Annotated in this window: 12 protein-coding genes; 3 read left to right on the top strand and 9 right to left on the bottom strand. The window is 61.4% G+C overall.

The window, feature by feature from the left end; genetic code table 11:
- Positions 1-10 precede the first annotated feature (10 nt).
- Positions 11-997 (bottom strand): inositol 2-dehydrogenase, encoded by a 987-nt coding sequence (gene iolG, locus ACUCCZ_RS02210; RefSeq protein WP_016665986.1) that lies wholly within the window; start codon positions 995-997, stop codon positions 11-13.
- Between the two features lie 198 nt (positions 998-1,195).
- Between iolG and ACUCCZ_RS02205 the strand changes: the two genes are divergently transcribed.
- Positions 1,196-2,059 carry a sugar phosphate isomerase/epimerase family protein gene (locus ACUCCZ_RS02205; RefSeq protein ID WP_016665987.1) on the top strand — a complete coding sequence of 288 codons (864 nt, stop codon included), beginning with the start codon at positions 1,196-1,198 and terminating at the stop codon, positions 2,057-2,059.
- Between the two features lie 127 nt (positions 2,060-2,186).
- Here the strand turns inward: ACUCCZ_RS02205 and ACUCCZ_RS02200 are convergent, their stop codons facing one another.
- The 4 genes from ACUCCZ_RS02200 to ACUCCZ_RS02185 all read right to left on the bottom strand — a co-directional run bounded on the left by ACUCCZ_RS02200 (position 2,187) and on the right by ACUCCZ_RS02185 (position 8,382).
- Positions 2,187-3,323 carry a zinc-binding dehydrogenase gene (locus ACUCCZ_RS02200; RefSeq protein WP_435917818.1) on the bottom strand — a complete coding sequence of 379 codons (1,137 nt, stop codon included), beginning with the start codon at positions 3,321-3,323 and terminating at the stop codon, positions 2,187-2,189.
- A gap of 230 nt (positions 3,324-3,553) precedes the next feature.
- A complete protein-coding gene (locus ACUCCZ_RS02195) occupies positions 3,554-5,161 on the bottom strand; it encodes an MFS transporter (RefSeq protein WP_036975443.1) in 1,608 nt (535 codons plus the stop codon).
- Positions 5,162-5,313: 152 nt separating this feature from the next.
- On the bottom strand, positions 5,314-6,525 hold the full coding sequence (locus tag ACUCCZ_RS02190) for a Gfo/Idh/MocA family protein (protein WP_065673822.1): 1,212 nt from the start codon (positions 6,523-6,525) through the stop codon (positions 5,314-5,316).
- 363 nt (positions 6,526-6,888) lie between these two features.
- Positions 6,889-8,382 carry a CoA-acylating methylmalonate-semialdehyde dehydrogenase gene (locus ACUCCZ_RS02185; RefSeq protein ID WP_435917819.1) on the bottom strand — a complete coding sequence of 498 codons (1,494 nt, stop codon included), beginning with the start codon at positions 8,380-8,382 and terminating at the stop codon, positions 6,889-6,891.
- Positions 8,383-8,872: 490 nt separating this feature from the next.
- Here ACUCCZ_RS02185 and ACUCCZ_RS02180 point away from each other — a divergent pair, with 490 nt between their 5' ends.
- Complete coding sequence (locus tag ACUCCZ_RS02180; RefSeq protein WP_435917820.1) at positions 8,873-9,109, top strand: hypothetical protein; 237 nt, start codon at positions 8,873-8,875, stop codon at positions 9,107-9,109.
- A 157-nt stretch (positions 9,110-9,266) separates the two neighbouring features.
- Here ACUCCZ_RS02180 and iolD read toward each other — a convergent pair whose 3' ends face one another.
- Genes iolD through iolC form a run of 4 tightly spaced genes read right to left on the bottom strand, consistent with a single transcriptional unit; the run spans position 9,267 to position 13,907 of the window.
- On the bottom strand, positions 9,267-11,165 hold the full coding sequence (gene iolD / locus ACUCCZ_RS02175; RefSeq protein ID WP_016665993.1) for a 3D-(3,5/4)-trihydroxycyclohexane-1,2-dione acylhydrolase (decyclizing): 1,899 nt from the start codon (positions 11,163-11,165) through the stop codon (positions 9,267-9,269).
- Positions 11,165-12,040, bottom strand: a complete 876-nt coding sequence (gene iolB / locus ACUCCZ_RS02170; protein WP_063279534.1) for a 5-deoxy-glucuronate isomerase — start codon at positions 12,038-12,040, stop codon at positions 11,165-11,167. The genes iolD and iolB overlap by 1 nt, the downstream gene beginning before the upstream one ends.
- Positions 12,037-12,924, bottom strand: coding sequence for a Cgl0159 family (beta/alpha)8-fold protein (locus ACUCCZ_RS02165; protein WP_016665995.1), 888 nt, complete (start codon positions 12,922-12,924; stop codon positions 12,037-12,039). The genes iolB and ACUCCZ_RS02165 overlap by 4 nt, the downstream gene beginning before the upstream one ends.
- A complete protein-coding gene (gene iolC / locus ACUCCZ_RS02160) occupies positions 12,921-13,907 on the bottom strand; it encodes a 5-dehydro-2-deoxygluconokinase (RefSeq protein WP_435917821.1) in 987 nt (328 codons plus the stop codon). Before iolC ends, ACUCCZ_RS02165 begins: the two co-directional genes overlap by 4 nt.
- Positions 13,908-14,127: 220 nt before the next feature.
- Between iolC and ACUCCZ_RS02155 the strand changes: the two genes are divergently transcribed.
- The gene (locus tag ACUCCZ_RS02155; protein WP_016665997.1) at positions 14,128-14,871 is read left to right on the top strand and encodes a GntR family transcriptional regulator; all 744 of its coding nucleotides are present in this window, start codon (positions 14,128-14,130) and stop codon (positions 14,869-14,871) included.
- The last annotated feature ends 57 nt before the right edge of the window (positions 14,872-14,928 follow it).

Raw genomic sequence — 14,928 nt, 5'->3', positions numbered from 1 at the left:
CCAGGACGCGTCAGAGAGTTACGACGCGATGCTCCTCCACGCTGCGCCTCGCGGCATCGGCCAGGACAAGTGCCTCGTAACCATCGCGTACCGATGGCGAGATGACACCGCCATCGACGATCGAGTCAAGGAAGGTCTCCAGCTCGATGCGGTAGGCATCCTCGTACCTTTCCAAGAAGAAATCCATGATCGCGGTCTTGGCATCGGTCTGGGTGCTGGTGGCCTTGCGTACTGCGGTCTCGGTAAGATTGTCTGCGCTGAGCATGCCATCGGCACCGAATGCCTCGATTCGCTGGTCGTAGCCGAAAGCGCAGGTCCGCGAGTTGATGATGGTGGCAAGCTTGCCCTCACGGGACTTGAGGGTGATGACCACCTGGTCGAGATCACCCTGTTCCGCGATCTGTGCAGACACATTGGTACCCACGGCATTGACTTCAGCGATGTCCCCGAGGAAGTGCCGCACCATGTCGAAGTCATGGATTGTCATGTCCTTGAAGATGCCCCCGGATCCGGCGATGTAGGAGACCGGCGGAGCAGCCGGATCTCGTGAGATGACGGTGAGCTGCTGGAGGTCACCGATCTCCCCCTCATCAAGGCGACTCTTCAAGGCGTGGAAGGTTGGGTCGAAACGACGGTTGAATCCCATCATCACCTGATCGGCGCGCTCCCCCAGCTGTTCGATGCACCTCCTTGCCGACTCGAGATCGAGTGCAATCGGCTTCTCACACATCACCCGCTTGCCAGCGCTGACGGCCTTGAGGATGTGGTCGACGTGGAACTTCGTCGGCGACCCGATGACGACTGCATCGATCATCGGGTCCGAGAACACGTCGTCCGGCTCCAAGCAGTAGCGCACATCGTACTCCTCGGCGAGGGCACGTGCGTTCTGCTCGAATGGGTCGCAGACAAGTGCCAAAGTGGCATCGGTACGTCCGGCGACGGCTCGAGCGTGGACGTGGCCAATACGTCCAGCCCCAATGATGGCGATCCTGATCATGCTGTGAACCCCTGTGTTCGACATAGCTGGCTCTCAGCCAGCACCTACAAGATACTGCTATGTTAGCACAAATATCGATCACACCAGCATGTCCCGCGGAGCAAAGAGGCCATTGTCACCCTTATTGACCGGACATATACTACTGTCATTGGCCTGACGCACAGAAGCTCAGACCCTCAACACACAAGGAGCACATCGATGAAGATTGCTGGAGCACCCATCAGCTGGGGTGTCTGCGAGGTCCCGGGCTGGGGCTATCAGATGACACCGGAGCGCGTTCTCACCGAGATGAGGCAGATCGGCCTCACCGCCACCGAGTTCGGCCCCCAGGGCTGGCTGCCCATCGAGGCCGAAGCCCGCGCCGCAGAGGTGAAGAAGTACAACCTCAAACCCGTCGGAGCCTTCTTCCTCGCCATCATGCACGATCCGGATTTCGACCCGATCCCCATGGTCAACAAGGAGCTCGACGCCTTCGAGGCCGCCGGCGGCGACTATCTCATCCTCGCCGCCGATTCCGGTCGTGACGGGTACGACGCACGCCCCGTCCTTGACGAAGCAGGTTGGAACACCCTGTTCAGCAATCTCGATCGCATCCGCGAGGTCTGCGCCAGCCGCAAGGTCACCGCCTGCCTCCACCCGCACTGGGGGACGATGGTCCAGAACTACGACGAGGTGGTCAGGGTACTCGACAACTCCTCGATCGGGCTGTGCCTGGACACTGGCCACCTGGCCTGCGGTGGCACCGACGTCGTCGAGTTGGTTCGCAAGTATGCAGATCGTGTCGACATCGTCCACGCCAAGGATGTCCACAAGGAGATGACCGACAAGCTCTTGCCAGGTGAGATCACCTGGTCCCAGGGCATCCGAGCCGGCATGTTCGCCCCCATCGGCGAGGGAGACATCGATTTCGCCGCGATCGTGACACTTCTCGACGAGGCCGGATTCGACGGCTACTACGTTCTGGAGCAGGACATCATGATCGACGGGGAACCCCCTGCTGGCGGTGGTCCGGTCCTCAATGCCAAGAAGTCCCACGAGGCTCTGGCATCGCTCGGACGATGAGCTCCTGATGCTGGCTCGCTCAGCCTGAATTACCGAATGGTGGCCCGCCCCTTTCAGGGACGGGCCACCATCATCTCGAAGCTGTCGTCATCTCAAGGCAGGTGTCGGCCTTGGGACGATCAAGATCTCACAACGCCATGTCGATGACCCCTCGGCCCACCATCGAACCGTCATGGAGCATGGCGTAACCCTCATTCACCTCATCAAGGCTGAATGTCTTGTGGACCACCCTGTCGACGTCGATCACGCCACGAGCGGCCATGGAGACAACAGCTGGCAGATCCACCCGGGTACGTGCGCCATAAGACCCCAGGATCGACTGGCCACGCCGCACCGTCCGATTGATCTCCACACCAGCAGTCTGCACACCCGCGCCCAGCCCCACTGGCACCATACGTCCACCATCTGCGAGGGCATCCAGAGCTGTCTTCCAGGTGGCAGGAATACCCAGTGCCTCGAAGGACACCTCGACACCTCGGCCACCCGTGATCTCGAGGACTCTCTGCCTGACGTCTTCGGTCGTGGAATTGACGGTGTGGGTGGCGCCGAGCCCCCTGGCCTCCGCCAGCTTTTCCTCCTTGACGTCAATGGCGATGACCGGATCGGCACCCATCGCGCTGGCGAACTGCAGGATGTTCGATCCCACTCCGCCTGTGGCGACGACTGCCACTGACTCTCCGTATCGCAGGTCTGCGCCATGCCGGACCGCACCATAGGCAGTCATGGCCGCACACCCGAGGATCGCGGAGTTGACAGGATCGAGGCCGCTGGCCAATGGCGCAACAGCCGTCGCCGGGACGACGCAGTACTGCGCCAGGGCACCCATGGAGTACATCGACACCGGCTCACCGTCGGGAGTGAACAGACGGGTCTGCCCGTCGTAAAGGGTGCCGTGCAGTCGATTCATCTCGAAGAACGGGCCACACAGATCATCTCGTCCCCGGCGACACGCCTCGCACTCGCCGCACGGCATGAGAAATCCGCCGGAGACGGGCTGTCCGACGTCGAGACCGGAATGACTCAACCCATCACCAAGTTCGGCAATGACACCACTGACCTCATGCCCCAGGACGGCTGGCACCGGGAAATCGATCGCTCCACCCAGGACGTGCAGGTCCGAGTGACACAGACCACAGGCAGTGACCTTGAGAAGAACCTCGCCATGACGGGGTCGAGGAACATTGAGGGTTTCGATGACGAGCGGCTCACCGGGCTTCCGCAGCACCGCGGCACGCATGGTTGTTGGTAGGGGGGCCATAACCATACACTCCTTTGTCCTTACATTTAATTCCATTAAATCACGAACCTGCTGACCCGACAAGACCCCCGCGACAATCTCGAACCCATGACGATGAGTGGATCCCACATCTCACGAGCGAAAGAACATGAATCCCACATCTCCAAAAGAGATGCGATGGCACACCCAATTCTGAAAACAAGAATGGGGTGAGTGCATCCATGAATGCACTCACCCCATTTCAATGAGAGGAACGATCAGGAGTAGCGCTCCTCCATGTACGTCTCGATCTGTTCCAGGGACTTATCGTGGGTCTCCGGCATGACCTTGAACAGGACCACGGCAATAACGAGGTTGAGAACACCGTAGATGGTGTAGGTCAACCCGCCACCCAGACCAGCCATCATTGACGGGAAGGTGAACGTGATGATGGCATTGACCACCCACATGAAGAAGATGGCCGTGCCATTCATGATCCCACGAACATTTGCCGGGAACATCTCACCCATCATGGTCCACACCACCGTGCCGTTGGTGGACTGGACGATGAGCATGAACACCGCCATGAGGCCGAGGATGAGGAACGGGGCCCATGCTGGAGGAGCCGTCTTGTCGGCGATGTGTGGGGCAATGGTGAACTGGAATGTTGCCGCAATGGCGAGAAGGGTGACGCCCACGGCCGTGACGTCGAAAATGAGCAGGCTGCGCCGACTGAACTTGAGGATGAGCCACAGACCAGCAGCCGAACCAATGACGGACATGACACCATTGGCCACCTGCGCCGTGATCGACGCCGAAGTCGTCATGCCCGCGTACTCCAACACCTTGGGCGCGTAATACATGACGGTGTTCACACCCGTCGTCTGGTTGACAATCGCCAGGAAGATACCCACGAGCATGAGCTTTCGCAGCCACGGCGTCTTCCACACATGGGCGAAGGCATTGCCGTGGTACTTGTTCTCCAGCTCGCGCTGCTGGGAGACCAACATCTCCTCGACCTCGGCGTCCAGAGGCCCGTCCTTCTCGGGATCCCGCACTCGCTTGAGAGCCGCGATGGCGTCAGCCACACGTCCCTTGGCCAGGTACCAGCGAGCGGACTCCGGCATGAGACGGATACCGATCCACAGAGCGATGGCAGGAATGGAGCACAGCACGAGCATCCAACGCCACGCAGCACCGTTGCCGGACTGGATGACGAGGTTCTCCACGAATGTGCGGTACTGGGACTCGTCCAGAGGACCACCCTTGGACGCCTGGAGCGCGAGAATCTGATCCCAGGAGTAGCTACCGTTCGTGATCCCGAGACTGTCTGGGTTGTTGTTGGCCTTGACAGTCAGTTGCGGCCCACCATGAGCGGCATTGATGGCGGCATTCATGGAGAAGGCCAGAAGCTGACCGGTGACGATCATGAGCTGATCGATGGCCACGATCGACCCTCGAATCCGTTTTGGCGCCGTCTCGGCCAAGTACACCGGAACCGTGGCCGAGGCAGCACCCACTGCACACCCCAGCACGAACCGGAAGATGTACATCACTGCCACGTTTGGCGAGAATGTCGTTCCCAGGGCACCCAGCAAGAAGATGATCGCAAGGATCGTGATGTTGTGACGGCGACCCCATCGGTCCGACATGATGCCCCCGGTCACCGCTCCAATTGCGGCTCCTATGAGGAGCGTGCCGCCAATGGCACCCTCCTGGACAGGGGTGAGTGCCAGACCACCGGCCAGGTCGGGCATGTACATGTACGGGAGCGCTCCGGAAATGACACCCGTGTCGTAGCCGAAGAGCAGCGAGCCCAAGGTCGCCACGGCAGCGAGCGCACCGATTCCTCGATGCTTGCCAGATGGAGGGGTTTCCTCAACCATCTGACTGATGTCTTCTTTGATGTGTGAAGGTGTACTCATGTCACCCTTTCGGTCAGGGGCGGCTCTCGGCCCTCGATATCAACCGGTTGGTCCATTCCCACCGGTGGCCCGGCTCCGATGCCAAGCCTTCTCGGAGACACGCGATGACGCGGTCACTTGTCGAATGTGGTTCTTCCCGACACCGGCTCCACGTCGTGCCAGGCACGGTCGGCACAGGACGCGATGATCGCGTCATTGATCTCCGCCGAGGCCCAACCGTCGGCAACGGATGGACCATACTGCTGTCCGTCCAGAACACCTCGGACGAACTTCGCAGCTTCGACGACCTTCATGTCGTCAAAGCCCATGGATGTCCCGGCTCCGGGCTGGAAGCGCAGGAACTCAGGATAATCAGGTCCTGCCATGCAGTTGATGTATCCCTGGAGAGCGCCATTGTCGCGTCCCAGACAGACCTGCAGGTGATTGAGGTCCTCGAAGTTCCATCGGATCGACCCCTCGGTCCCGTAGACCTCAATGATGTATTCCGCACGCGGTCCGACACTGACTCGACTGGACTCCAAGGTACACGTCACCCCATCCTCCATACGTGCCATGACAGCGCAGTAGTCCTCGTTGCCAACCGGCCCGAGTTCGTCGGAGACAACCCACCCGGTATGTCCGACACCTTCCTTGAGTGGCTTGGGACGTTGCCGGATGAATGTGTCGGAGATGGCCGAGACTTCGGTGATCCGCTTCTTGAGCAGGTACTGGACGAGGTCCTCGCCGTGACCCATGAGGTCGAGGATGACACCGGCACCGGCTCTCTGCCTGTCGTAGCGCCATGTGAGCGGTCCGCGGGGGTCCGAGGCATAGTCGGCGATGAGCCAAACCCTGGCGTTCGTCACCGTGCCGAGTCGACCGTCGGCGATGAGCTGGCGCGCGAACTCGACCGCGGGGGTGTGGCGGTAGTTGAACCCGACCGAGGTCACCAGCTCCTTGTCCTCAGCCGCCTCGGCGATCTGTCGGGACTGTGCTGCGCTGATCCCCATCGGCTTCTCGATCCAGAATGGTTTTCCCGCCTCTGCTGCCGCAAGAGCAATGTCACGGTGCAGGAAATTCGGTGCACAGATCGAGACGACATCAACCTCGGAGTTCTCGATCACGTCATGATAGTCATCGACCGCGGTGGAGAATCCCAGGCGATCCACAGCCTGTTGTCTGTTCTCCTCCAGCAGATCGCAACATGACACGAGTCGAACGCCTGCATCGATTTCTGGGAACTTCTCTGCGAGCGACTTGTAGGCGCGGGTGTGCAATCTGCCCATCCAACCCAGCGAGACAAGACCCACGCCAAGGGTTCGGTTACGTTTCATCATGACCCCCATGAATCACCATCGGCTTGGGTAGCCGAATGACATGTGCACCACCCCGTGCATATGTCCTGTCAAAAGGATAGCACGCCGAACACACATGTCCAGTGCCCCCGGCATTCAGTGTCACTCATCTCGAGCAAGCTCCCGTCATGATCACTCCGATACGGCAACAGGCCTGCATCGCACCATTCATCCCTTCCCGACAGCCACGCACGAAGAACGACCACTGCCTCGAAAACACCCATGAGCAGGGAACCTCGACAGCTGAGTGAACACAGTGGGGTGGAGCACGACATGCGCACTCCACCCCACTGCCATCAGCATCACGGACACGACTGCACGATCAACGGCGCCCGAGGCTGTTGTGCTCGGACCTCACTCGTCACGTTGGAACGACATGGTCGCCGCGTAGGTCTTCTCCGTTGGCCACCGCTCGGTGATGGCCTTGGCACGGGTGTAGAAGGTGACACCCTCGGGACCATGAATGTGGGTGTCACCCAGGAGCGACTCCTTCCACCCACCGAAGGAGTAGAACGCGACAGGGGTCGGGATCGGTACATTGACACCGACCATGCCCGCCTCCACGTCGAGGGTGAAGCGACGGGCCACACCTCCGTCATTGGTGAAGATTGCCGAACCGTTGCCGAAGGGCTGGTCATTGACGATCTTGAGGGCTTCTTCGTAGGTGTCGGCGTGAACAATGGCGAGCACCGGACCGAAGACCTCCTCGGTGTAGACCGGGGCGTCCAGGGGAACATCGTCAAGGATGGTCGGTCCAAGGAAGTGACCATTCTCGTAACCGGGGACGGTGAGGCCACGACCGTCGAGGACGACCTTCGAGCCGCGCTCCTGCGCGTCATCGATGAGGCCGACGATACGGTTCTTGGCCTTGGCAGAGATGACCGGCCCCATCTCAACACCGTGACCCATGCCTTCGCCGACCTTGATGGCTTCGGCATGCTTCTTGACCTTCTCAGCCAGTTTCGGACCACAACCTCCCACGGCGACGACCACGGGAAGAGCCATGCAACGCTCACCGGCGGCACCGAAGGCAGATGCGGAGATGTGCTGGGCAGCGAAGTCAAGATCGCTGTCGGGCATGACGATGGCATGGTTGTTCGCACCGCCGAGAGCCTGGACGCGCTTGCCATGGCTCACGCCGGTGTCTTGGACGATGTGAGCCACTGGGGTCGAACCAACGAAGGAGATGGCATCAATACCCGGGTGGACCAAGATGTCCTGGACACTGCGACGATCGCCCGAGAGCACGTTGAACACACCGTCGGGAAGTCCAGCCTCCTTGTACAGCTCTGCCGTGAGAAGCGATGCCGACGGTGTGGGTGAGGCCGGCTTGAGGATGAAGGCGTTTCCGGTCGCAATGGCCAGCGGATGCATCCACATCGGGACCATGGCCGGAAAGTTGAACGGGCAGATACCTGCGACGACACCGACCGGCTGGCGGGTGGTGTGGATGTCGACCCCGGTGGACACGTCGTGGGAGTACTCGCCCTTGAGAGCCACGTTGATGGCGGTCGCGAAGTCAAGGGTTTCCCGGCCACGCTGGATCTCACCGATGGCGTCGGAATAGTTCTTGCCATGCTCCCTGACGATGAGCCGTGCCATCTCGTCCTGATGATCGAGAACGAGCTGACGCATCCGGAACATGATGGCCACTCGTTTCGCCAGCGAGTAGCTCGCCCACTCCTTCTGCGCCTCGCGTGCCACCTCGACGGTGTGGCCCAGATCCTCCTTGGACGCCTGCAGCAGTTCTGCGGTCACCTCACCAGTCGCAGGGTTCTCAACGGGAATCACACCCAGCGGGGATCCCTCGTAGTATTCACCGCCGACCCAGTGCTTGATGGTCTTCATGCTCGAGAACTCCTTCGTTGTCGATGGACGTCGATGTTGGCCAGCTGTGTGACCAACATCTTCAGGATAGCCCATCAAGCGCTATTTGTACTAACAAATATCACCATTCAGACAGATCTCACCTCTTGTGCTGTCCGTCCGGAGGCATGTGCGCCAGTCAGGACAAGGGCTGGGCCTGCGACACCCTCCAACAGGTCGCCGTTGACGCACCCTTCAAAACCAGGAGGTGTGACCGGTGGGAGACCACAGTTCGACCCGACCCGGGGCCTCCGGCTGGCTCCACATCGTCGAGGGAGTCCCTCGGGAGTCAATGGGACTGCGTCAAGCTCACGACCGCAATCGGTGCAGGCTCACGGTCAATTGTGTTAACATGGGCTCCGGTGGGTGCCAGCCCACCCGCCCGAAGCACTCTTCGGGCGTGCACACGGCCGTGCCGAGCGCGGCCGTGCAGCCGTGTCTCGGCGTCCGAGAGGAAGTTAAGACACCGCACATGACCTACAGCCATGTCGAATCTGGAATCACCCTGAACCCCTTGGCCAGCGCGAGATCGGGCATGCAGCATCACGCAGTCACTCTGCTCCGTTTCATCCCGGCAGCACTGGTCCTCTTCGCCCTGGCAATCGCAGGGCTCGTCAACGATGCTCCATACCTGACCATCGTCTCCGGCCTCTTGACCGCCACCGCGTCAATCGCGTTGAGCCTGATGCATTTCTTCGACAACGCCTGAACGCACTCGGCCCCAGTCCAGGTCGTGACGATCACGAGGTGACACGTGGTGCACGGACGGTGAGGGACCACAACACTGAGGGGATCCCCCGCCTGAGCGGGGATCCCCTCCACATGTCTCACGCCGTCAGTCGTTGCGGCACCGGCCTGCGAGCCAGTCAGAAGAACCTGCGCTGTGCGGCAACCTGTTCGACGTACTCGGCGTGGGCTCGCTGCGTCGACTCCAACCGCGACTGCGCAGGCACCGGGACGTCCCACCAACCCGAGGCAGGCGGGTTGGGTCCGTACAGGTCGGTCTCGATGTGGATCATCGTGGCACGATCAGATGCCTCGGCCTGGCGATATGCCTCCTTGAACTCGTCAATGGTGTGGACCTTCAAGACGTTCACCCCCCACGAACGAGCATTGGCCGCAATGTCGAGAGGCAGCAGGGCATCGTCCCCGACGACGTGTCCCTGACCACCGTCGTGCTGCCGATACTTCGTGCCGAATCGCTGAGATCCGTGGGACTCGGAGAGCGCACCGATCGATGCGAAACCATGGTTCTGGAGCAGCACGAGGATGACCTTCGCCCCCTCCTGGACGATCGTCGCCAACTCCATCGGGAGCATCTGGTAGGTGCCGTCACCCACGATGGCCACGACCTCGGAGTCCGGCCGTGCCATCTTGACGCCCAAGGCCGCCGGAATCTCATAACCCATACATGAGAACGCGTACTCGACGTGGTACTGCACGGGAGTGCTGGCGCGCCACAGACACTGCAGGTCACCAGGCATCGACCCTGCGGCATTGATGATCACGTCATCGTCACCCATGAGTTCATTGAGAGCCCCGAACACCTCGGTCTGCGCCGGCAATGGACCGTGGTCCAGGTGGTAGCACCGATCGGTCACCTTGGCCCAAGCATTGGCCTCCTTGACGGCGAGATCGCTCCATTCCTGGGGAACGTGGTAGTCCGCGAGCTCATCCGACAGCACCATCAGAGCCTCTCGAGCGTCTGCCAGCAGCATCTGGGCACCTTGTTTGGCTGCGTCGAAGGATCCCACATTGACATTGACGAAGTTCACGTCCGGGTTTCTGAAGGCTGTCTGCGAACCAGTGGTGAAATCGGAGTACCGGGTGCCGATACCGATGATGAGGTCGGCCTGGGCAGCCAACGCATTGGCCGAGTCGGAACCGGTCGCCCCAACACCGCCCACTGCACACGGATGATCCCAGTTGATGGCACCCTTTCCAGCCTGGGTGTCGGCGACCGGAATACCGGTGGCCGACGCGAAATCACGCAGTTCCTGGGATGCCTCGGAGTAGATCGTGCCTCCACCAGAGATGATGAGTGGACGTCGTGCACCACGAATCGCCTCCACCGCCCGGGCGACGGCGGCACGGTCGGGGACCCTCCGGTCAATGTGCCAGACCTTCTTGGCGAAGAAGGACACCGGCCAGTCGTAGACCTCGGTCTGCACGTCCTCGGGCAGGCAGATGACAGCGGCGCCGGTGTCCACGGGGTCGGTGAGCACCCGCATCGCGCGCGGTAGTGACACCATGAGCTGATCCGGGCGATTCACCCGATCCCAGAACTTCGAGACGGAACGGAACGCATCATTGCATGACACGTCGGGATTGGTGGGGTCCTCCAACTGTTGCAGCACGGGATCGGGCGCACGGTTAGCGAAGATGTCCGCCGGAAAGAGCAGAACCGGCACCCGGTTGGTGGTGGCCAGGGCCGCACCAGTGACCATGTTGAGGGAGCCGGGACCGACGGACGCCGTGGCAGCCAATGCCTGCAACCGGTTGGTGGCACGGGCAAAGGCCGAGCAGGCGTGAACCATGCCTTGTTCGTTACGGCCCATCCAGTAGTCAAGATGCCCTTCCTCATCAACGGGATCCACCTCGTTCTGGAGGAGGGCCTGCCCCAGACCAGTGACGTTCCCATGACCAAAGATCCCGAAGACCCCAGGGATGAAGCGATGCTCGACTCCGTCACGCTCCGTGTACTGGTGCGTCAGGTACCGCACGATGGCTTGCCCGACGCTGAGCCTCACAGTCTGTTCAATCATCATCGCTCCTTCGTGTCGTCCACTGCCATCGGCAGACGGGGATCAATTCCCTGGTTCTCCCACGTCTGGCGGATCCACCCGTAGTGCGGGTCGTCGACTGACTTCCACTCGGCCTTCCCGGGCCCAGCCATGACGTTGAGGTAGTACAGGTCGTACCCGGGAGCAGCCGCACACGGCCCGTGCCAACCGTGCGGCACCAGGGCCACATCGCCATTGGCGATCATCTCTGCCACATGGATCGGGCGCTCGGGCGTCCCGTAGGTTCCATGGAAGGCCATTCCCGGACCGTGCTCGTCGCCACGGATCTCGAAATAGTAGATCTCCTCGAGCTCGCGCTCGACCTCCGACTCCTCGTCATGTTTGTGCGGAGGGTAGGACGACCAGTTGCCACCTGGGGTGAGAACCTCACAGGCCAGCAACCGGGACGTGCGCACCGGGTTGGCAACGGCATAGTTCACCACCTGTCGCGAGCAGTTGCCTGCCCCACGCAGCTCGACACGTACTTCTTCCGCCGGACAGTACCTGGGCTCGAGGTCCTCGTCGGCAAGGGCATGTGGCAGCGCCACTCGTCCATCGCCGAGCGCAGTGATGCTGATTGTGCTGTGACGGGGCACGAAGACGTAGTCAGTCACCTCACCCCAGATGGTGCTGCGCCCGGCAAGATCAGCGTGCACGTCACCGACCTGCACGGCGAACGCCCCTTCCAGAGGCAGGACCAGGTACTCATGGCCGTTGGTGTCCAGCTCGAGGGTCTCGCCCTCCGCGAGCTTCGCAACGGTGAGACCGGAGTATGTCCATCCAGCTCGCTCAGGGGTGACGTCAACGTCACAGGAACCCGAGCCCGTGCTCCCAGATCGAAGAACCAGTTCAGTCATGCTTGTGCTCCCAACAGTTGAACAGCGTTGTCAATGGCAGCTGCCACGTCTGAGTCCGGCGGGTAGAGGACAGAACGTCCCAGGACGAGTCCGCGGACGTTGCGTGGGGCGAGCGCCCTGGCCCAGCGACGCCGAGTCGACTCGGGGTCCTCACTCACCTCTCCCCCGAGCAGGAGGATGGGCAACGACGTGGCACACGCCACCTTCTCCATGTCATCGACCGCTGGCAGCTTGAGCCAGGTCCACGACGTATCTGCACCAAGCCCTGAAGCCATGGCCACCGACTTGACGACTGCGTCGGTCGAGAGGTCGTTGACGACCCTACCGTCGGCAGTACGGTGACAGATGAATGGCTCCACCATGGCGATTCGCCGCGCCCTGGCCAGGGCAGTCACGTTCTCAGCGCACGTCTGCACCGTCTGGACCGTTCCCGGATCGGACAGGTCGAACCTCAGCAACATCTTGCCCCCGGCAAGGTCATCAGTGACGACGCCGTTGACGTCGTAGCCGGTCATCCGGTCATCGAGTTCGAAGGACGCACCAGCGAATCCACCTCGGTTCATGGATCCAAAGACGACCTTGCCGTCCAGCGCACCAAGGTTGGCCAGATCGGCGACCATGTCAGCGGTTCCCAAGAACCCATTGACCCCGGGACGTCCCAGGGCGGTGACGCACCGCTCGAGGAGTTGCTCCCGATCTGCCATGGCATCAAGCTGACCACCGGCGGCGAGCGCACCACGGGCGGGATGATCAGCTGCGACGATCATGAGCGGGTCGGTGGGAGACCACGTGGCCCGCGGACGTTGCCTGATCCGAGCCGCAAATCCCACCGCGTCGGAGAGCCGAAGATCCACCAGCTTGTCGATGAGTGGTGTACCTGTCATGACAGATGTTCCTCTTTGACGGCGACATCCGGATGGTCCGCCATCATCGCAAACAGTTCCGGCTCCGAGGGCATGGCAGTGGAGCACTCCAACCGAGTGGCCACCAAGGCACCCGCAGCCGACGCCGCCTGGATCGTCTCGGTCAGGCTCCATCCCTCCAGCAGACCATGACACAGGCTGCCACCGAAGGAATCCCCGGCTCCAAGCCCATTGGTGACATCGATCGGAGTGGGGGCGACCTCCACCCGCTCATCACGAGTCATGGCCAAGGTGCCCTTGGGCCCTTGCTTGACGACGGCGAGCTGAACCCCAGCGTCCAGCAGTGCACGGGCGGCTCGATCGGGGTCCGTCTCACCCACGGCCACCTCGCACTCCTCGCGATTGCCAACCGCGACCGTCACCTGCGGCAGGATCTCCGAGACTGCTTCATGGGCCTCTTCCTTGGACTCCCAGAACATGGGACGGTAGTCCAGGTCGAGAATCGTGTGCTCCGTCCTGCCCCTGATCTCCAGGGCACGGCGATGTGCATCCCGGGAAGTCTGCTGGCACAGACCAGTCACCGACAGCCACAGGACCCGAGCATTCTGCACAGCCTCCTCGGGTATGTCATCTGGAGTGATCCTCAGATCCGGAGCGGTGGGGCGTCGATAGAAGTACAGCGGGAAGTCGTCCGGCGGGAAGATCTCGCAAAATGTCACCGGGGTGGGAAGGTCGTCATCGACGAGCACGTAGTCGTCGTAGACGCCGAGCCGAGCCATCTCGCGTCGGCAGAATCGACCGAATGGATCGTTGCCCACTGCTGTGACCACAGCTGCGGAATGACGAAGCCTGGCTGCAGCAACGGCGACGTTGGTCGGGCTGCCACCAAGGAACTTGCCGAACGAGGTAACGTCCTCCAACCCCACTCCGTACTGCAGGGGATAGATGTCGACACCGATACGCCCCATCGTGAGCACATCGAGATCACGCCGACTGGATACCATGACCACTCCACTTCATCGAGGATGCCGGACGTCTCGTATCCTACCAGCCGAAGGCACTATGTCAATACAAATAAGATCGGCGTCCGATACGCCATCAGCAGGATGGGCAGCACATGGACCATCACATCCGTAGAATCGCCCAGGACGAACGTTCACAGCACCACCCGGCGCATTACCCCAGTTGAACGCATACCGACACACCCATGAACGAGGAACGGCAGTGGAGAACGAGACCTACATCGCTGACATCATCATTGACAGGTCAAGCTCGGAGCCGCTCCACAGCCAGATCGCCGAACCCTTGGCAAGGCTCATCGAATCCGGGGAACTCGCCCCCGGCACCCGCATCGAGGACGAAGTGTCTATGGCTGCCCGTCTGCACGTGTCGCGCCCCACGGCACGGCGGGCCTTCGAGACCCTCACCCAACGAGGACTCGTCATCCGCCGACGCGGCGTAGGCACCCAGGTGACCCCCACTCGGGTGCACCGCTCCATGAACCTCACAAGCCTTTACGACGACCTGCAGGCCTCTGGTCAGACTCCACGTACCAGCGTGCTCGACTGGAACGTGGAAGCAGCTCCACCTGCCATAGCCGCAGCGCTCGGACTGCCCAACGACTCCCAGGTGGCCCATTTCCGTCGACTGCGCATGTCACGCGACGAGCCTCTCGCGATCCTGACGAACTGGATGCCGGTGGACCTCGCCCCCAGCGCAGACGAGCTCGCGGACACTGGCCTGTATGACCATCTGCGCAACAGGGGTGTCGTCGTTGCCGTGGGACACCAGAAGTTCAGCGCCCGACTCGCCACATCCGATGAGGCACGCCTGCTCAACGAACCACCTGGCGCCGCGCTGCTGACGATGCAGCGCACGGCATGCGACGACTCCAACCGTGTCATCGAGTTTGGCCAGCACGTGTACCGCGCATCCATCTACTCCTACGAGAACACGGTGTACGCTTGATCCACCGGCACGCTCATTTGACAGGACAATGCCTGGGGTGTTCACTGTACTCATGGA

The sequence above is a fragment of the Cutibacterium nasicola genome (assembly GCF_052654715.2).
Note: the sequence above shows the minus strand (reverse complement) of the source record. Positions and strands in the feature narration are given on the sequence as shown.